This window comes from Cedecea sp. AS113 (assembly GCF_037152415.1).
GTDB lineage: Bacteria > Pseudomonadota > Gammaproteobacteria > Enterobacterales > Enterobacteriaceae > Cedecea.
In genome coordinates, this window is record NZ_JBBCMI010000003.1 from 310,340 (window position 1) to 329,354 (window position 19,015).

The following is a 19,015-nucleotide window of genomic DNA, read 5'->3' on the forward strand; positions in this document are numbered from 1 at the left end:
CTTTCATTGAGATATAATTCAGTAAGGTACCTGTCGAATTTTAATATGGTAATAAAGACGTGACTTACGCAAATAAACTGTTCTCAATTTTGATTTTTGTTTGCACGCTTGGGTTGAGCGCTTCTGCTGCTGCGGAAGGCGGCTTTTTCAGCAATGCATGGGAAACTTTCTCGGGCCAGGTGTCTGAAACCTGGAGTGAGCCAGAACACTACGATCTTTACGTGCCGGCGATTACCTGGCACGCCCGCTTTGCCTATGACAAAGAAAAAACGGATCGCTACAACGAGCGGCCGTGGGGTGCAGGTTTTGGCCAGTCCCGCTGGGATGAAAATGGTAACTGGAACGGCATCTATTTGATGGCGTTCAAGGACTCCTTCAATAAGTGGGAGCCAATCGGCGGCTATGGTTGGGAGAAAACCTGGCGCCCGCTGAGCGATGATAATTTCCATTTAGGGTTGGGGTACACCGTCGGGGTTACTGCTCGCGACAACTGGAAATACATCCCAATCCCGGTAGTGCTGCCGCTGGCGTCTATTGGCTACGGCCCGGCAACCTTCCAGATGACCTACATTCCAGGCACCTATAACAACGGTAACGTCTACTTCGCGTGGATGCGTTTCCAGTTCTGATTTTGTCGGCCTGAAGCCGGTGAAAATTGAGGGTTTTTATACCCCTTAAAAAACAAGGTGTAATGCGCAAGCTAGTAAAAAGTTAGCGACTTTTATCACTTTTTAGCAATTCTGGACTGGACAAAAGCCACCACAATTGTTGTACTGATGCCCGACACAGCATTTGTGTCGTTTTTTCATGTAAAGGTAATTTTGATGTCTAAGATTAAAGGTAACGTTAAGTGGTTTAATGAATCCAAAGGCTTCGGCTTCATTACTCCGGAAGATGGCAGCAAAGACGTGTTCGTACACTTCTCTGCAATCCAGAGCAATGGTTTCAAAACCCTGGCTGAAGGCCAGCGCGTTGAGTTTGAAATCACTAACGGTGCCAAAGGCCCTTCTGCTGCAAACGTAATGCCTATCTAAGTCATTACCAGTAGAATATAAAAACCCGCCAAGGCGGGTTTTTTTTTGCCTGTGATTTTAGGCAAACAGATAGGTTTTCAAAAACAGCCCAACGATAACGACGCTTATCAGCACGCTCGCCCAGCCGGTTATTTGCTCTTTCATTGCCCGCTCCGCCAAAGATATGACTGGGATAGTGGCAGAGAAAAATTAAGCTAACATTAACGCTTCAGGGCTTATTGGGTCACGAAGAGAGAAACCAGCCAAAATGCGAGCGCGGTCATGATAAACGAGCCGGCCAGGTTGAGCAGGACGTTCATGCTGGCCCACATCAATCGCCCATCCTGCAGCAGCAAAACCACTTCCGCAGAAAACGTCGAAAACGTGGTCAGGCCGCCGCAGAAACCGGTGGTTATCAGCAACTTCCACATCGGATCGACGTTGCTGAAGCGGCTGAACAGCGCCAGCCCAAGGCCGATGATAAACGCCCCGGTCAGGTTAGCGATTAGCGTCCCGATGGGGATCCCCATATGCAGGGGATTGAACTTCATACTAAGAAACCAGCGTGCTACGCTGCCCATCCCGCCGCCGATAAAGACGGCGAATAGCATCTGAATCACGGTTAATCCTTATTAAACATCAACAATGGGAAAAGTGTAGCGTTCAGGTCGGGAGATTTATACCCAATGTGCTGTAATTAATCCTTTGAACGGCGAGGCGAATATGAAGGTGGCGGTCGGGCAGTTTGTGGTGGGGCCAGTCTGGCAGGAAAATGCGACGACCTGTGTCAGTCTTATGGCGCAAGCGGCGGCCAAAGAGGCCGATTTGTTAGTCTTACCCGAAGCGGTGCTAGCCCGGAGTGATACTGACCCGGATATGTCAGTCAAGTCCGCGCAGAAGCTGGATGACGGCTATGTACAACAGCTGCGGGCTGAAAGCCGGAAGAACGAGATGACAACGGTGCTAACGCTGCATGTCCCTACCCGTGATGGACGGGCGGCAAACACTTTGCTGGCCATTCGTGGCGGTGAGATTGTGGCGAGCTACCAGAAGGTTCATCTGTATGACGCTTTCAGCGTGCAGGAATCTAAGCAGGTGGATGCCGGAGCAAGCCTGGCCCCCTTGATTAAGGTTGCCGGCATGAACGTCGGGCTGATGACCTGCTACGATCTTCGTTTTCCTGACATGGCGTTGAGCCTGGCGCTTAGCGGAGCAGAAGTGCTGGTTTTGCCTGCAGCGTGGCTAAAAGGGCCGCATAAAGAGGCTCACTGGGCGACACTGCTCGCCGCTCGCGCGCTGGATTCAACCTGCTACATGGTTGCTTCCGGGGAGTGCGGCAATAAAAATATCGGCCAGAGCCGAATCATTGACCCGCTGGGCGTGACCGTCGCGGCAGCAGCCGAGGTGCCTGCGCTGATTTTTGCCGAGATGACAGCAGAGCGAGTGCTGGACGTAAGGCAAATGCTGCCGGTGCTGCGTAACCGCCGGTTTGCGCCACCGCAAATGTTATGATGTTTTTTTAATCAAATCTTGATTCACCTTGTTACAGATTGCTATTGTGTCGCGCGGACAAATGTCCGTTAATGCAATCAGGTCTTTTATTCGCCGTTGCCACGGCACGCATCACAAAAGAAGGTAGGTATGGGAGAGATTAGTATTACTAAGCTGCTGGTTGTCGGCGCGCTGATCGTATTGCTGTTTGGTACCAAGAAGCTGCGCACGCTGGGCGGCGATCTCGGTTCTGCCATCAAAGGCTTTAAGAAAGCGATGGCTGAAGACGACAATGGCAAAAAGCCCGATACCGAAGCTGAAGCCGCTGCAGAGCAACGCATCGTTCATAAAGACTGAACGACGACGGCAAAATAAAAAAACCGGCTCAGAATGGCCGGTTTTTTTATGAATGTCAGTTTATAAGTAACAAGATGTAACCAGCATTACTTCACTTCCATCCCTTTTGCCTGCAGGTCCGCATGGTAAGAGGAGCGAACAAACGGGCCACAGGCGGCGTGGGTGAAGCCCATTGCCAGCGCTTCGGCTTTCATCTCTTCAAACTCATCCGGGCTAACGTAACGCTGTACCGGCAAGTGGTGACGACTTGGCTGGAGATACTGGCCCAGCGTCAGCATGGTTACGCCGTGACGACGCAGGTCGCGCATCACTTCGATGATCTCTTCGTTCGTTTCACCCAGGCCCACCATCAGGCCGGACTTGGTTGGAATATTCGGATGAGCTTCTTTAAAGCGCTCAAGCAGCTTCAGAGACCAGTTGTAGTCAGCACCTGGGCGGACGTTGCGGTAGACGCGCGGTACGTTTTCCAGGTTGTGGTTGAACACGTCCGGCGGCGTTGCGGTCAGAATATCCAGCGCACGGTCCATACGCCCACGGAAGTCAGGCACCAGCGTCTCGATTTTGATGGTCGGGTTCTTTTCGCGAATAGCGCGGATGCAGTCAGCAAAGTGCTGGGCACCGCCGTCGCGAAGATCGTCCCGGTCAACGGAGGTAATTACGACGTAACGCAGACCCATATCGGCGATGGTCTGTGCCAGTTTTTCGGGCTCGTTAGCATCTGGCGCAACAGGGCGACCGTGTGCGACGTCGCAGAATGGGCAGCGGCGGGTACAAATGGCGCCCAGAATCATGAAGGTCGCGGTGCCGTGGTTAAAACATTCAGCGAGGTTAGGGCAGGAAGCTTCTTCGCAAACGGAGTGCAGACCATTTTTGCGCATCGCCGCTTTAATGCCCTGGATACGGGTTGAGTCAGACGGGAGTTTGATTTTCATCCATTCTGGTTTTCTCAACAGCTCCTGGCGCTCTGTCGCCACGTTTTTAACCGGGATCAGAGCCATTTTATCGGCGTCGCGGTATTTAACGCCGCGTTCCATCACAATGGGTTTGCTCATAGGGTGCGTGTTCCAGTTGCGGATAATGAAGTCAGGCTAATTCAAGCTAAGTTAGGATCTATCAACTATTTTTGAATTAATGGCCGGAAGTATATCATCACGGCCAGGGAGAATCAGTATACCCCAACGTGAAATGGAGAAAGAATTGTAAATGGGTTGTTGTTTTGTGCTAAATACAAGGTTAACGGGCATGGTGTTCACCTCTGAAACGTCCGGCAAGAGGTGAAAACCACTGAGGATCAAGCGAACTCGGTGTGAATGGCTTTGATTATCTCCTGCAGAACCGTGTCCCGGATGCTTAGCTTGTTAAAATGCATGCTGGTTTCCATTGTTTTATCAGCAAACAGATCGCAGTCAACGGCTCGCAGGTTCCAGGTCTCTTTGAACATTTCGTACAGCCGCCAGGGCATGAAGCCCAGCAAATCGCTGCTGCCAAGTAATGAAGACAGGGTGACATAGTTGTAGCTGCTAAACGCTATCTGCCTGTTGGGCAGCCGCTCGCTGATCTCCTGGCGTAGGTCGCGCAGCAAATCATCCTGCATGATCAGGAAGGTGTGCTCCATATTTTGCAGATCTTCGCGAGTGAGCCGCTGTTCAAGACAGGGATGACCTTCCCGGCAGACCACGGCGATACTTTCCTGATACAGCGGCACGCTGGTGATGGTGCGTGCATAGTGGCGACTGGTGTCAATAATCAAATCGGTTTGAAACTGGCTGAGCTGGGACTCACCATCGTTAATGGGCACATTGCGAATAAGCAAATTTGGATTGACCTTGCGGATCGCCGAATAGACTTTAGGGATAACTAAAGCCCCAATAGACGGCTGGGTGGCAATGGTGATGGTGCGCTGCTGGTCATTGCTGTTGTTGAAATCCAACGCGCCGAGAATGGATTCCAGGCCCTGGCTGATATATTCGTGCAGGTGTGCCGCATACGCCGTCGGCGTGACGCCCTGTCCTTTGCGAATGAATAAAGGATCGGGAAAAATATAGCGCAACTTTTGGATAGACTGGCTGATAGCCGAGGGCGTGAGATTTAGCACTCTGGCTGCATTGACGATGCCTTTATGAATGTAGACAGCTTCAAAAATGGTCAGCAAGTTTAAATCTATGTTGCGTAATGTCTTGAATACGGGATAGTTGTTTTCACCATCGCGATCCACGATTTTTTTCTCAGACAGTGGGTTTTGCCCCATGTCAGGTCTCCGCTAAAAAATAAAGAATATTATATTTATAGATACAAATAGACCGTTTGGGGGAATTAGCATAGTTATTTTGCCAACCCAAGCACGAATGAGAAAAATTAAGCCTCAGAAGCTATTCCCAGCTGTCATATTATTTAAATAATGACGTTGCTGAATTATCCAATTAGTGATTATAACCGATGGGTGAAAAAGTGATAAAAAGACAATATCAGGCCTGCGGGAGGCAGGCCTGACGTTTACTCCACTTCGCGGTATTCGTATGGCGGATGGTTTAGCAGGGAGATAAAGTTTTCTACCAGCCGGGGCTGGATATCCGCTACGGTGATGCCTTCTGCAAAATGGCTGACCTGGGTCATCTCCAGCCCGGCGTAGCCGCAGGGGTTAATCCGCAGAAAAGGGGATAAATCCATGTTGATGTTTAACGCCAGACCGTGGAAGGAACATCCCCTCCGAATACGAAGCCCCAGAGAGCAAATTTTGCGTCCGTCGACATACACGCCCGGCGCGTCGGCGCGGGGGTAAGCCTCAATATCATATTCTGCCAGCGTGTTCACCACGGTCTGTTCCAGCATGGTGACCAGTTCCCGTACGCCCAACTTGCGTCGTTTTAAGTTCAGCAGGAAATACATAACCTGCTGGCCAGGGCCGTGAAAGGTCACCTGGCCGCCGCGATCGCTTTGCACAACGGGAATATCGCCCGGCATCAGGACGTGCTCGGCTTTACCGGCCTGGCCCTGGGTGAAAACCTGAGGATGCTCAACCAGCCAGATCTCGTCGGCCGTCGTCTCATCACGGGTGTCGGTAAAGTCATGCATTGCCTGCGAGACAGGTTCATAAGGCTGCAGGCCAAGGGTGCGGATCAGGATAGTGTCTTGAGACAAAACAACGTCTCCGGGAGAAAAGGGTGGCGGGAAGTATATCACAGCTAAAACCCGGCCTGAGCCGGGTTATCAGATTACAGCACCATACGAACGATTTCGATGTTGCCTAATTCTTCATACAGGGTTTCAACCTGCTCAATGTGGGTGGCATTGATGGTAATAGAAACTGAGTGGTAGTTCCCTTTGCTGCTTGGTTTAACCTGCGGCGTGTAGTCACCAGGGGCGTGGCGCTGCACCACCTCAACGACCAGATCAACCAGCTCCGGTTTCGCCAGGCCCATTACTTTGTAAGTAAAAGAGGTGGGGAATTCGAGCAGTTCGTTCAGTTTGGTTTTCATGGTAGCTCCAGCGTTACGGCAATAAAAATAATAACTCCCGCCGGCGGGCGGGAGTTGCTTTGATGCTAAGTATATGGGGTCAGGTTCGACACTTTCAAGTGTTCAATAATTAACCGAACCAGTGGTGGAACATCAGCTTGATGTAATCAATGATTCGGCTGAAGAAATTCCCTTCCGGCATCTCCTGCAGCACAACTAACGGACGCTGCTCGATGGTTTTACCGTCCAACTGGAAGTTGATGGTGCCCACAACCTGGTTTTTCTGCAGCGGGGCATGCAGTTCAGTGGTGGTCAGCACGTAGCTGGCTTTCAGATCTTTCATGCGGCCGCGAGGAATGGTCAGGTAAACATCTTTATCCACGCCGAGAGAAACACGGTCGTTATCGCCAAACCAGGCTGGCTCAGAAGCAAACTCTTTGCCGGCTTTCAGCGGAGAAACCGTTTCAAAGAAGCGGAAGCCCCAGGTCAGCAGCTTTTTGCTTTCTGTTTCACGGCCTTTGTAAGTGTGCCCGCCAAGAACCGCGGAGATCAGGCGCATCTGGCCTTCGGTAGCGGAAGCCACGAGGTTATAGCCTGCGGCATCGGTGTGGCCGGTTTTAATGCCGTCAACGTTGAGGCTGGTATCCCACAGCAGACCGTTACGGTTGGTCTGACGAATGTTGTTGAAGGTGAACTCTTTTTCTTTGTAGATAGCGTATTCGTTCGGCACATCGCGGATCAGCGCCTGGCCGATCAGCGCCATATCACGCGCGGAGCTGTACTGACCTTCAGCGTCCAGGCCGTGCACGGTCTGGAAGTGGGTGTTTTTCAGGCCCAGGGCAGAAACGTAGCCGTTCATCAGGCTTACGAAGGCATCCTGGCTGCCGGCGACGAAGTCGGCCATCGCCACACAGGCGTCGTTACCTGACTGCAGGTTAATACCGCGAACCAGTTTGTTGACCGGCACCTGCATACCCGGCTGCAGGAACATCAGCGAGGAGCCTTTAAACACCGGGTTACCGGTGGCCCAGGCATCTTTGCCGATGGTGACCATCGCATTGTCGTCGAATTTACCGGCTTTCATCGCCTGGCCAATGACATAGCTGGTCATCATCTTGGTGAGGCTGGCCGGGTCGCGGCGTGCGTCAGCATTTGATTCGGCCAGCACTTTGCCTGAGTTGTAGTCAATCAGGATATACGCTTCTGCATCAATCTGCGGGACGCCCGGGATCATAGTTTTAATGTTGAGGTCGTCAGCTTGAGCAGAGGCCATAGTCGCAAGAGCGAAAGCCGAGGTGAGCGCCAGGCGCTTAACAAAACGTGCAGAAGGAGCTGTATTCATGATGGAACTACGACGTCCGTGATGGAATTAAAAAAAGTGCCTTACTATAGCAAAAGCATTTTTGACTGGCATCTGACTTTGCGCGTGAGTTTGTTAATGGTCTTTACACAAATTTACGGGCAAGAAACAGGCCAGTCATAGCTTTACATAGCGGGAGCGTTGGTCACAAATGACTGCTGTTGCGCTTCCGACATCAGGCGCTGCTGCAGGGCGGTGGCTTCAGTGCGGCTGCTGAACGGGCCAAGCTGAACGCGATACACGGTGCCGTTATGAGACACAGCGCCCGGCACGCCAAACTGCTGGCTTAACTTTTGCTGCCACTGGCTGGCGCGTGCGCCGTCGCTCACGGCACCGACCTGAACAACGTAACGGCCGCTGCTGGCGGGTACGCTTGCTGTAGCTGCACTGCGCTGAACGTGACCTTGAGTTGAACCTGGTGCGGTGACTGGCGCAGAAACGGCTGGCGCTGGCTGCTCAACGATCGGCGCTGGCTGTGGGGCTACTGGCGGAGTAGGCGCCACGGCTGGTGCCGCTGTTGCTGCGACAGGTTGCTGCGTCGCGGGGGCTGCTGCAGCCGTGGCCGGAGCATCAGGTGTTTCTATCACGCCTGCCGCAAGTGGCGTAGGAGCACCGAGAAAACCGCTGCTCTGAACAGGTGCGCCGGTGGTATCTGCGCTTTGCAGCGTCGAGTTGCTGATGGCGCGCACATCGCCCTGTGGTGCCGCTGGCTGAGCAGGGGAGGAGGCGCTTCCCATGCCGCCGCTAAGATCCGGACGGGCCGGCAGCGCATAGGTCTGTTTGGCGATAGTCGTACAGGCCGTACCTGGACCGGACATGGTGCCATCCTGTGCAACGATAATAGGGTCGATACGGACTTTAGTATTGTTTGAGGTGTTCAGCCTGTCTGCTGCCGCGCGAGACAGCGAGATCACCCGATCGTTGCCGTAAGGGCCGCGATCGTTGATGCGAACCACAATCATGCGGCCATTCGCGAGGTTAGTGATTCGCGCATAGCTTGGAATAGGCAGCGTTGGGTGTGCTGCGGTCAGCGCATTAGGATCGAACGCTTCGCCAGAGGCGGTCAGGTTGCTGCCCGGTTCGGCGTCGTAGATAGCCGCGAAGCCTGCCTGGCTGAAGTTTGCCGGATTCTGAACAATTTTGTAGCTTTTGCCGTTGTTCTGGTAATCCTGGTTAACTGACGTATTCAGCGGCTCGTAACGTGGCTCGGCGCCGCTGATTTCCACGACTGGACCGTTGCACACGGCCGGCTGTGGCGCCTGATTAACCGGCTGCTGACTCTCATCATTTGACGAACATGCTGCCAGTAACGCTGCTGCGATGCAGACGCCAGCCCACCGTTTTTGCTTACCCATTGCGCACCTCATCCAGTTACACGCTTTTTGATAACATTTTTCTGTGAGTATGTATCGACATGACGATACCAAACCCGGCCATCAGCACGATTAGCGCCGACCCCCCGTAGCTGACGAGCGGCAGCGGTACGCCGACCACCGGTAAGATACCACTAACCATGCCAATATTTACAAATACATAGACGAACAGGATCAGCATCAGCCCGCCGGCCATTACGCGGCCAAAGGTGGTCTGTGCCCGAGCGGCAATAAACAGGCCGCGCATGATCAGCAGCAGATAGAGCGCCAGCAGCACCAGAATGCCGACTAAGCCTAGCTCTTCCGCAAGCACCGCGAAGATAAAGTCCGTATGACGTTCGGGCAAGAACTCTAGCTGCGACTGCGTGCCGTGCAGCCAGCCCTTGCCGCGCAGGCCCCCGGAGCCGATGGCGATTTTGGACTGAATTATATGATAGCCCGCGCCGAGCGGATCGCTTTCTGGATCTAACAGCATCATCACGCGCGCGCGCTGGTAGTCATGCATCAGGAAGAACCACAGGATCGGCACGAAGGCGGCTACCAGCAGAACGGCAACCAGAATAAGTCGCCAGCTCATGCCGGAAAGGAACAGCACAAACAGGCCCGATGCGGCGACCAGAATGGAGGTGCCCAGGTCCGGCTGGGCGGCGACCAGCAGGGTCGGCATGAAGATCAGGACGAGCGCAATGCCGGTGTTTTTCAGCGTGGGCGGGCAAACGTCGCGGTTAATAAAGCGGGCAACCATTAGCGGAACGGCAATCTTGGCGATTTCCGAAGGCTGGAAACGCACGAAGCCCAGATCGAGCCAGCGCTGGGCCCCTTTTGAAATGGCCCCGAAGGCATCAACCGCCACCAGCAGAATAATACAGAAGATATAGAGATAGGGCGCCCAGCCTTCGTAGACGCGAGGCGGAATTTGCGCCATGACGACCATGATCACCAGCCCCATCAGGATCTGGCCGATTTTACGCTCCATCATGCCCATATCCTGGCCGCTGGCGCTCCATACCACCAGGGCGCTGAACACCAGCAGCGCGAGGATGGTCACCAGGAAGGTCGGGTCGAGGTGAACCTTATCCCAAATTGTTTTTTTATTAGGATTGTCAGTCATGCTTATTGATCCTCTGCGGCCGAGGCGGCCGGTGCTTCCGACGGCAGTACCGTGTTGTTATCCCCTAACATGACGTGGTCGAGGATCTGACGCATGATGCTCCCGACGGCCGGGCCTGCGCCGCCGTTCTCCAGAATCATGGTCACGGCGTACTGTGGGTTGTCATACGGCGCAAATGCTGTCATCAGCTTGTGGTCACGTAGGCGTTCGGCAATTTTATGCGCGTTATACGTTTCGTTGGCTTTCAGGCCAAAGACCTGCGCAGTACCTGATTTTGCTGCCACTTTATAAGGCGCATTCGCGAAGTATTTATGCGCAGTACCGTTAGGCCTGTTGGCTACGCCATACATCCCGTCTTTGGCAATTTCCCAATAGCCCGAGTGGATGTCGCCCACCGGCGCTTCAGTCGGCTGCTGCCAGGGAACCTGTTTACCGTTTTCGGTGGTGCTCATCAGCAGGTGCGGAACGCGAACGATGCCGTCGTTGATCAGGATCATCATCGCCTTGCTCATCTGGATTGGCGTGGCCGTCCAGTAACCCTGGCCGATACCGACCGGAATGGTGTCACCCTGATACCACGGTTTTTTAAAGCGCTTCAGCTTCCACTCGCGCGTCGGCATGTTGCCCGCGCGCTCTTCTGAAAGGTCGATGCCCGTCAGGTGACCGTAGCCAAACTTACTCATCCATTCGCCAATGCGGTCGATCCCCATGTCATAGGCGACCTGGTAGAAGAAGGTATCCGCCGATTCTTCCAGGGATTTTGTGACGTTCAGGCGGCCGTGGCCCCATTTTTTCCAGTCGCGGTAGCGTTTTTCCGAGCCGGGCAGTTGCCACCAGCCGGGGTCAAACAGCGAGGTGTTGCGGGTGATCACTCCGGCGCTCAATGCAGAAACTGCCATATAAGGCTTCACGGTAGAGGCCGGTGGATACACACCCTGAGTCGCACGGTTAATTAACGGCGTGTTCGGGTCGTTTAGCAGGCCAGAGTAGTCTTTGCTGGAGATACCGTCGACGAACAGGTTCGGGTTATAGCTTGGCATAGAAACCAGCGCCAGAATGCCGCCCGTACGCGGATCGGTAACGACCACCGCAGCACGACTCCCTGCGAGCAGGGTTTCGATGTAGGTTTGCAGCTTCAGATCGAGGGTCAGATAAATGTCATGCCCGGCCTGAGGCGGCACTTCTTTAAGCTGGCGGATGACGCGGCCACGGTTGTTAACCTCAACCTCTTCGTAGCCCGTTTGCCCGTGCAGGACATCTTCGTAATAGCGCTCGATACCGAGCTTGCCGATGTCGTGGGTCGAGGCGTAGTTGGCCAGCTTGCCTTCTTTATCCAGGCGCTCAACGTCTTTGTCGTTGATTTTAGAAACATAGCCAATGACGTGGGTTAGCGCGGAGCCATAAGGATAGAAGCGGCGTTTGTAGCCTTTCACTTCCACACCCGGGAAGCGGTACTGGTTTACGGCAAAGCGGGCAACCTGAACTTCCGTCAGGTTAGTTTTGACCGCAATGGAGGTGAAGCGGTGCGAGCGGGCACGCTCTTTCTTGAAATTCGCGATGTCGTCATCGGTCAGGTCAACCACCGGGCGCAGCGCCTCCAGCGTATCCTGAACGTTATCGACTTTCTCCGGCATCATCTCGATTTGATAGATGGTGCGGTTTAGCGCCAGCGGGGTGCCGTTACGATCGTAAATAATGCCGCGGCTGGGCGGGATGGGCACCAGCTTGATGCGGTTTTCATTGGATCGCGTCTGATAGTCGTTAAAGCGAACGATTTGCAGATTATAAAGGTTGGCGATCAGCACGCCGGTAAGCAGCAAAATGCCGATAAAAGCGACCAGCGCCCGGCGCACAAAGAGCGCAGACTCAGCAGTATAGTCGCGAAAAGAATTCTGTAATTTCATTCGCTGCTTAGTATTACCCGCTCAGGTTTACTCACGATGGTAAGGGTGGTTGGTGGTAATGCTCCACGCCCGATAGAGACTTTCCGCCACCAGCACTCTGACCAGCGGATGAGGCATGGTTAGCGTGGAGAGCGACCAGCTTTGCTCGGCAGCGGCCTTACAGGCTGGTGCTAATCCTTCGGGGCCACCGATTAACAGGCTGACATCGCGGCCATCCTGCTTCCAGCGCTCGAGCTGCGTGGCAAGCTGGGGGGTATCCCACGGTTGACCGGGAATATCCAGCGTCACGATTCGATTACCTTTGCCCGCGGCGGCCAGCATCATTTCACCCTCTTTTTCGAGGATACGTTTGATATCGGCATTTTTGCCGCGTTTTCCAGCCGGAATTTCTACCAGCTCAAAAGGCATATCTTTCGGGAAGCGACGCAGGTACTCGGTAAAGCCTGTCTGCACCCAGTCAGGCATTTTGGTTCCAACGGCCACCAGTTGCAGCTTCACCCGTTAGCTCCAGAGTTTTTCCAGTTCGTACAGCTGACGGCTCTCTTCCTGCATAACGTGAACGATAATTTCGCCCAGATCGACAACAACCCAGTCGGAAGCGTTGATGCCTTTCACGCCCATCGGCGACAGGCCAACTTCGCGGGAGGACTGCACAACGTGTTCAGCAATTGACATGACGTGGCGGTTAGATGTCCCGGTGCAGATAACCATGCAATCGGTGATGCTGGATTTGCCTTTAACATCGATTGCGATGATGTCCTGGGCTTTGAGGTCGTCGATTTTATCGACAATGAAATCCTGAAGTGCTTTACCCTGCAAGTGTTCCCCCTGAGAGAATGAGAGTGTTTGGTTTAGCCCGTAATAACCCTGGACCAGCAGGGCAGGCGGCTTTGGCTGAAAAATTGGCCGACCAGCGTGAATCGCGGGCTATCATCCCATTGCGCGCCGGAGTTTGCATTGCCATTTTTGTAAAACTATTTCAGAAAAGCCGGATTACGGGCAGGAAATTATGGCAGCGGAGCATAACAGCCTGAGAAGTGGTGTCAATGGCTGGCTTTCCCGGTGAATCATAATAGCGTAATCCAGTGCGCTTCACTGTTCTCCTCCCGTAATTTAGACGAGCCCCAACGCTTAGCGATAAAGCCCGTGCTGGAGAATAAAAGCCAGTACATCAGGCGGGAGCAGATCGTCGCAGGGCTGATTGCTCTCAAGCCGATGGCGAATGGTGGTTGCGGAGATATCGTAGAGCGGGGTTGGGGCTAGAAAGACTTTCCCGGCGGGCTGCTGGTGCAGCGTTACGACTGAATCAGTGACGTTTTGCGCGAGCCACGTTTGCTGTTCGGGTGTTTCCATGGTTAGCGGATAGCCGGGCCGCTGGGTGACCAACAGGTGGCACAGCGTGAGCAGCGTTTCCCAGCGGTGCCAGCGGTGCAGGCTGAGCAATGAGTCCTGGCCAATAATAAAGGCCAGCGGCTGTTTTGGCCCCAGCTCGGCGCGAAGCTGCTCCAGCGTTTCCACGGTCCATGACGGTGTCGACCGGCTCAGCTCCCGGTCATCCAGCGTGAAAAGCGGGTTGCCTGCTATTGCTAGCTCAATCATCTCTTTGCGCTGGGCGCTGCTCGCTTCCGGCTGTGGGCGATGCGGCGGCACATTATTGGGCATGATGGTGACGCTTTTCAGCTTCACCAGCCTGGCAAGGGCTTCAACGGATTTCAGATGACCGTAGTGGATAGGATCAAAGGTGCCGCCATACAGCGCCAGAAGAGATGAATCAGGCATCAATAAAGATTTCCGGTAAGGCTTTATGGCAGATCAGCAGAGAAAGGCCTTCGAGTTCGTCCCAGACTGACTGCCCGTAGTCCTGCTTCAGCGTCAGTTCGATATGCGTCAGTAAACGAACGGCCTGATAAAGCTGTTCCGAAGAAACGCGATTGAGCGCTTCAGTAACCAACTGGCGGCGGTTTTGCCACACGCGTTGCTGATCGAACAGCGTCCGTAAGGGCGTCGTTGCCGACTGACGTTTGAGATTGACCAGTTGCAGCAGTTCCCGCTGCAGGGTTCGCAGCAGAATGACCGGCTCGCTGGCTTCAAGACGAAGCTGCTGCAATATATGCAGCGCTCGTTTGCTCTTTCCGGCAAGCAGCGCATCTACCCAGTGAAAAGGCGTGAAATGGGCTGCATCGTTTACGGCTTGCTCAACGCGCGGTAGCGTCAATTTACCGTCTGTCCAGATGAGCGACAGCCTCTCTAATGCCTGAGAAAGCGCCAGCAAATTGCCCTCATAGCAGTAGCAGAGCAGCTGATTAGCAGCCTCGTCCAGCGTCAGATTCATCTGTTTTGCGCGCTGAGATACCCAGCGGGGCAGATTGGCCTGTTCTGGCGTCTGGCAGGTCACCAGCACGGAGCGGTTTGCCAGTTGGGTAAACCAGGCGGCATTTTCCTGCGCTTTGGTCAGTTTGTTGCCGCGAACCAGGAGCAAAATATCGTCGTGGAGCAGGCTCACCAGCGTTTCTAGCTGAGCGTTAATGGCGGCATTTGGGCCGTTTTCCGGCAGCAATAAGAGCAGCGTCTGGCGGCTGGCAAACAGACTGAGCGCCTGGCAAATAGCAAACAGAGCCTGCCAGTCAGTGGAGGCATCTATCTGAACGGCGTGATGTTCTTCAAAGCCATTTTGCTGGGCGTGTTTGCGCACCGCATCCTGGCTTTCCTGTAATAAGAGAGGATCGTTACCTAACAGCAGATACGCCGCGCGCAGCCCTTCATTGAGCTGCGCGTGGAGTTGTTCCGGATACACTCGGATCATTTGCTACCAGAGGTTGCCGGCAGAGTGGTGGACACCCGGCCTGCAGCTACGGCTGGTTTCTCTGCGCTAACGGGCTTTACTTCGTCTTTCGTTGCTGCAAGATCGGCCGCGTGTACTGCCATCAGTTTACGGATCAGCTGTTGGGCAACGTTGGTGTACATCTCTTTGATAATCAAATCCTGCTCGGCGTCTTTTGCCAGGGCAGTCAGTGGGTTATCAAAGAACGAACGGTAGGTCTTCGCGCTGATCGGATAAATGTCGTGCCCTGGGATCAGGACCTGAGCATTAACAACCATCACCATCTGGTATTCCGCGGTCTGGCCGTTCTGGAATACTGAAGCGGTGTCCTGGCTAAGACCGTAGGCGCCCACGCGCAGGGACGGAATATCCTTACGCACGCCAGTGCCGGTATCGTCAACAATCGTGACGCCGTTTAAGCGCAACTGTTTACGAATTTCACGCGTTAGCGGACCGTTAGGATCGCCAGAGTTGAGGATCAGCGTCTTCATCTCTGAAGGGACCTGCGTGTTGCCACGCAGGTGAAAACCACATCCAGCGGTGACCAGCACCGCCAGGGTTACTAACAGGGTGATAAAGGGATGTCGCACGCTTCCTCCTGCGCTTAGCCCACAACCAGGTTGAGCAGTTTACCCGGAACGTAAATCACTTTACGTACGGTTACACCCTCAAGATATTTCGCGACCAGATGTTCCTGACCGGCGCGCTCGCGCACTTGTTCTTCAGTGGCATCGGCAGGCACGGTGACTTTACCGCGTACTTTACCGTTAACCTGAACGACCACCAGGCGAGAGTCTTCGACCATTGCCTTTTCGTCAGCCTGCGGCCACGGTGCGTTATCCACATCACCTTCACCGCCCAGCGACTGCCACATATCGAAACAAACGTGCGGGGTGAACGGATACAGCATACGTACAACGGCCAGCAGCGCTTCGTTCAGCAACGCACGATCCTGTTCGCCGTCCTGCGGTGCTTTTGCCAGTTTGTTCATCAGCTCCATGATGGCAGCGATGGCGGTGTTGAAGGTCTGACGGCGGCCGATATCGTCGGTCACTTTAGCAATGGTTTTATGCACATCGCGACGCAGGGCTTTTTGATCTTTGCCCAGGGCAGCAATGTCCAGCGCTGGCGCAGCACCACGGTTGGTGTGTTCGTAGACCAGTTTCCAGACGCGTTTCAGGAAGCGGTTGGCGCCTTCAACGCCGGATTCTTGCCACTCAAGCGTCATGTCTGCAGGTGAAGCAAACATCATAAACAGACGCACGGTATCCGCGCCGTAGCGTTCAACCATGACCTGTGGGTCGATGCCGTTGTTTTTCGACTTCGACATTTTGCTCATGCCAGCATAGACCAGTTCACGGCCTTCTGCGTCACGGGCTTTGACAATGCGGCCTTTATCATCGCGCTCAACGATAGCGTCGACCGGGGAAACCCAGTTACGCTCGCCGTTAACGCCGGTGTAATAGAAGGCGTCCGCCAGCACCATGCCCTGGCAAAGCAGCTGTTTGGCTGGTTCGTTGGACGTCACCATGCCCGCATCGCGCATCAGCTTGTGGAAGAAGCGGAAGTAAAGCAGGTGCATGATGGCGTGTTCAATCCCGCCGATGTAGATATCCACCGGCAGCCAGTAGTTAGCAGCTTTGGAATCCAGCATGCCTTTGTCGTACTGAGGGCAGGTGTAGCGCGCGTAGTACCAGGAGGACTCCATAAAGGTGTCGAAGGTGTCGGTTTCACGCAGCGCAGGCATGCCGTTGACGGTGGTTTTCGCCCACTCAGGATCGGCTTTAATCGGACTGGTGATACCGTCCATGACCACATCTTCCGGCAGAATAACCGGCAGCTGATCTTCCGGGGTTGGCATCACTGTGCCGTTTTCCAGGGTGACCATTGGGATGGGGGCGCCCCAGTAACGCTGACGGGAAACGCCCCAGTCGCGCAGACGGAAGTTCACTTTACGCTCGCCCACGCCTTTAGCGGCCAGCTTATCGGCAATGGCGTTAAACGCCTGCTGGAAGTCCAGACCGTCGAACTCGCCAGAGTTAAACAGCGCGCCTTTTTCGGTCATTGCGGAGGCGGAAAGATCCGGCTCGCTGCCGTCGGCATTCAGAATTACCGGCTTGATTGGCAGGCTGTATTTTGTGGCGAATTCCCAGTCACGCTGATCGTGGCCTGGAACGGCCATCACGGCACCTGTGCCATATTCCATCAGCACGAAGTTGGCCACCCAAACCGGAACGCTTTCGCCGGTCAGCGGATGAATGGCGTTAATGCCGGTGGCGACGCCTTTCTTCTCCATGGTCGCCATGTCGGCTTCGGCCACTTTGGTGTTACGGCATTCTTCAATGAATTCGGTAAGGGTAGGGTTATTGACTGCAGCCTGCTGCGCCAGAGGGTGACCGGCGGCAACGGCCAGATAAGTCACACCCATAAAGGTATCAGGGCGAGTTGTGTAAACGGTCAGCTTCTCGGCGCTGTTTTGTACGTCGAAGGTGATTTCCACGCCTTCGGAACGGCCAATCCAGTTGCGCTGCATGGTTTTAACCTGATCCGGCCAGTGATCCAGGGTATCCAGGTCGTTCAGCAGTTCGTCGGCGTAGGCGGTGATTTTGATGAACCACTGCGGGATCTCTTTGCGCTCAACTTTGGTGTCGCAGCGCCAGCAGCAGCCGTCGATAACCTGCTCATTCGCCAGCACGGTCTGATCGTTCGGGCACCAGTTAACCGCGGAGGTTTTTTTGTAAACCAGACCTTTGTTGTACAGCTGAGTGAAGAACTGTTGTTCCCAGCGATAGTATTCAGGCGTACAGGTAGCCAGTTCACGGCTCCAGTCGTAACCGAAGCCCAGCGTTTTCAGCTGGTTCTTCATGTAATTGATGTTGTCGTAGGTCCACGGGGCTGGCGCGGTGTTGTTTTTTACCGCGGCGCCTTCAGCCGGCAGGCCGAAGGCATCCCAGCCGATCGGCTGCAGGACGTTTTTACCCAGCATACGCTGGTAGCGTGCGATAACGTCGCCGATGGTGTAGTTACGGACATGGCCCATATGTAGTCGGCCGGAAGGATAGGGCAACATGGAGAGGCAGTAGTATTTCTCTTTGCCTTCGTCTTCGGTCACTTCAAAAGTACGGTTCTCTTGCCAGTGTTGCTGGACATTGGATTCTATCTCTTCCGGGCGGTATTGCTCTTGCATGGCAGCCAGTAGTCCTGTGTATGAAAGACGGCTACGAAACGTAGCCTTTAATGAATTCGAGTTTAGATCGCCATAGCATAGCCGATTCGACAGCGGCAAAACAGCCTTTCAACGCCCTCAGTAACCATTTCACCGTTCCGTAACGCTTGCAGTTTTTTACCCGGGGTGTGGCTAATCTAACAAAGCGTTGCCGGATTAACGTCTACTATTAGAGTCAGTTACCACGCCGCAAACGCGGGAATCCTTCAAGGAGGCAGGCTAACGATGAACAAGGTTGCTCAATTTTATCGGGAACTGGTCGAATCGCTAAGTGAACGGCTACGCAAGGGTGAGCGCGATATTGATGCGCTGGTTGCCAGCGCCCGTAAGCAGATGAATGATACAGGCGAACTGACCCGAACGGAGATAGAAGAGGTAACGCGTGCGGTGCGCCGTGACCTTGAAGAGTTTGCTCGTAGCTACGGGGAAAGTCAGGAAGAGTTCACCGACAGCGTTTTTATGCGGGTGATTAAAGAGAGTTTATGGCAGGAGCTGGCGGACATTACCGACAAAACGCAGCTTGAGTGGCGGGAAGTGTTTAAAGATCTCAGCCATCACGGGGTGTATCACAGCGGGGAAGTTGTTGGGTTAGGCAATCTGGTGTGTGAAAACTGTCATCATCACATTGCGATTTACACGCCTGATGTGCTGCCGGTTTGCCCGAAATGCGGCCATAATCAGTTTCATCGTCGGCCGTTTGAGCCTTAAAAAAAAGCCTTCCGCAGGGAAGGCTTTCAGACGGATAGCAAACCTCTGGCGAGAAAAGAAAAGCCCGGCGGCTCGTTAACCAACTGGAAAATCAATTCATTGATTTTCGGCTGATAACCACAAAGAGGGAAAAACCACGCTTTTTTCCTCTTTGTCATCAACATGAAAGCCTTCCGCAAGGAAGGCTTTTTACTGT

The 19,015-nt window shown here is 54.0% G+C and carries 20 protein-coding genes; 5 read left to right on the forward strand and 15 right to left on the reverse strand.

Annotation, left to right across the window (positions count from 1 at the left end):
* Positions 1-59 precede the first annotated feature (59 nt).
* Positions 60-629, forward strand: coding sequence for a lipid IV(A) palmitoyltransferase PagP (gene pagP / locus WFN87_RS05400; RefSeq protein ID WP_166994526.1), 570 nt, complete (start codon positions 60-62; stop codon positions 627-629).
* A gap of 195 nt (positions 630-824) precedes the next feature.
* Positions 825-1,034: a transcription antiterminator/RNA stability regulator CspE gene (gene cspE / locus WFN87_RS05405; protein ID WP_004100146.1), complete on the forward strand. Its 210-nt coding sequence runs from the start codon at positions 825-827 to the stop codon at positions 1,032-1,034.
* Positions 1,035-1,249: 215 nt separating this feature from the next.
* Here cspE and crcB read toward each other — a convergent pair whose 3' ends face one another.
* Positions 1,250-1,633: a fluoride efflux transporter CrcB gene (crcB, locus tag WFN87_RS05410; RefSeq protein ID WP_166875870.1), complete on the reverse strand. Its 384-nt coding sequence runs from the start codon at positions 1,631-1,633 to the stop codon at positions 1,250-1,252.
* A gap of 103 nt (positions 1,634-1,736) precedes the next feature.
* Here crcB and WFN87_RS05415 point away from each other — a divergent pair, with 103 nt between their 5' ends.
* Together WFN87_RS05415 and tatE are read left to right on the forward strand one after the other, a co-directional pair.
* Entirely contained in the window at positions 1,737-2,525 is a 789-nt protein-coding gene (locus tag WFN87_RS05415; RefSeq protein ID WP_008456033.1) for a deaminated glutathione amidase, read from the forward strand.
* 129 nt (positions 2,526-2,654) lie between these two features.
* A complete protein-coding gene (gene tatE / locus WFN87_RS05420) occupies positions 2,655-2,861 on the forward strand; it encodes a twin-arginine translocase subunit TatE (RefSeq protein ID WP_008456034.1) in 207 nt (68 codons plus the stop codon).
* An 86-nt stretch (positions 2,862-2,947) separates the two neighbouring features.
* On the opposite strand, the gene lipA is transcribed toward tatE, so the two are convergent.
* The 14 genes from lipA to leuS form a co-directional block, all read right to left on the reverse strand.
* Positions 2,948-3,913, reverse strand: coding sequence for a lipoyl synthase (gene lipA / locus WFN87_RS05425; RefSeq protein WP_008456035.1), 966 nt, complete (start codon positions 3,911-3,913; stop codon positions 2,948-2,950).
* 239 nt (positions 3,914-4,152) lie between these two features.
* Positions 4,153-5,109: a YbeF family transcriptional regulator gene (locus tag WFN87_RS05430; protein WP_008456036.1), complete on the reverse strand. Its 957-nt coding sequence runs from the start codon at positions 5,107-5,109 to the stop codon at positions 4,153-4,155.
* 245 nt (positions 5,110-5,354) lie between these two features.
* Complete coding sequence (gene lipB, locus WFN87_RS05435) at positions 5,355-5,999, reverse strand: lipoyl(octanoyl) transferase LipB (protein ID WP_008456039.1); 645 nt, start codon at positions 5,997-5,999, stop codon at positions 5,355-5,357.
* Between the two features lie 74 nt (positions 6,000-6,073).
* Complete coding sequence (ybeD, locus tag WFN87_RS05440) at positions 6,074-6,337, reverse strand: DUF493 family protein YbeD (RefSeq protein WP_008456041.1); 264 nt, start codon at positions 6,335-6,337, stop codon at positions 6,074-6,076.
* 109 nt (positions 6,338-6,446) lie between these two features.
* The gene (gene dacA, locus WFN87_RS05445) at positions 6,447-7,658 is read right to left on the reverse strand and encodes a D-alanyl-D-alanine carboxypeptidase DacA (RefSeq protein ID WP_008456045.1); all 1,212 of its coding nucleotides are present in this window, start codon (positions 7,656-7,658) and stop codon (positions 6,447-6,449) included.
* A gap of 143 nt (positions 7,659-7,801) precedes the next feature.
* Positions 7,802-9,031, reverse strand: coding sequence for an endolytic peptidoglycan transglycosylase RlpA (gene rlpA, locus WFN87_RS05450; protein WP_336982222.1), 1,230 nt, complete (start codon positions 9,029-9,031; stop codon positions 7,802-7,804).
* Positions 9,032-9,047: 16 nt separating this feature from the next.
* Positions 9,048-10,160, reverse strand: coding sequence for a peptidoglycan glycosyltransferase MrdB (gene mrdB, locus WFN87_RS05455; RefSeq protein ID WP_008456051.1), 1,113 nt, complete (start codon positions 10,158-10,160; stop codon positions 9,048-9,050).
* 2 nt (positions 10,161-10,162) lie between these two features.
* On the reverse strand, positions 10,163-12,064 hold the full coding sequence (gene mrdA, locus WFN87_RS05460; protein WP_008456052.1) for a peptidoglycan DD-transpeptidase MrdA: 1,902 nt from the start codon (positions 12,062-12,064) through the stop codon (positions 10,163-10,165).
* 27 nt (positions 12,065-12,091) lie between these two features.
* Positions 12,092-12,562 carry a 23S rRNA (pseudouridine(1915)-N(3))-methyltransferase RlmH gene (gene rlmH, locus WFN87_RS05465; protein ID WP_008456055.1) on the reverse strand — a complete coding sequence of 157 codons (471 nt, stop codon included), beginning with the start codon at positions 12,560-12,562 and terminating at the stop codon, positions 12,092-12,094.
* A 3-nt stretch (positions 12,563-12,565) separates the two neighbouring features.
* Entirely contained in the window at positions 12,566-12,883 is a 318-nt protein-coding gene (gene rsfS, locus WFN87_RS05470; protein ID WP_008456058.1) for a ribosome silencing factor, read from the reverse strand.
* Between the two features lie 312 nt (positions 12,884-13,195).
* Positions 13,196-13,843: a nicotinate-nucleotide adenylyltransferase gene (gene nadD / locus WFN87_RS05475; RefSeq protein WP_166994529.1), complete on the reverse strand. Its 648-nt coding sequence runs from the start codon at positions 13,841-13,843 to the stop codon at positions 13,196-13,198.
* A complete protein-coding gene (holA, locus tag WFN87_RS05480) occupies positions 13,836-14,867 on the reverse strand; it encodes a DNA polymerase III subunit delta (protein WP_336982223.1) in 1,032 nt (343 codons plus the stop codon). The genes nadD and holA overlap by 8 nt, the downstream gene beginning before the upstream one ends.
* Positions 14,864-15,475, reverse strand: a complete 612-nt coding sequence (gene lptE, locus WFN87_RS05485) for an LPS assembly lipoprotein LptE (RefSeq protein ID WP_336982224.1) — start codon at positions 15,473-15,475, stop codon at positions 14,864-14,866. The genes holA and lptE overlap by 4 nt, the downstream gene beginning before the upstream one ends.
* 14 nt (positions 15,476-15,489) lie before the next feature.
* Entirely contained in the window at positions 15,490-18,072 is a 2,583-nt protein-coding gene (gene leuS / locus WFN87_RS05490) for a leucine--tRNA ligase (protein WP_336982225.1), read from the reverse strand.
* Positions 18,073-18,336: 264 nt separating this feature from the next.
* Here leuS and WFN87_RS05495 point away from each other — a divergent pair, with 264 nt between their 5' ends.
* Positions 18,337-18,819: a zinc ribbon-containing protein gene (locus WFN87_RS05495; protein ID WP_008456066.1), complete on the forward strand. Its 483-nt coding sequence runs from the start codon at positions 18,337-18,339 to the stop codon at positions 18,817-18,819.
* Positions 18,820-19,015: the final 196 nt, after the last annotated feature.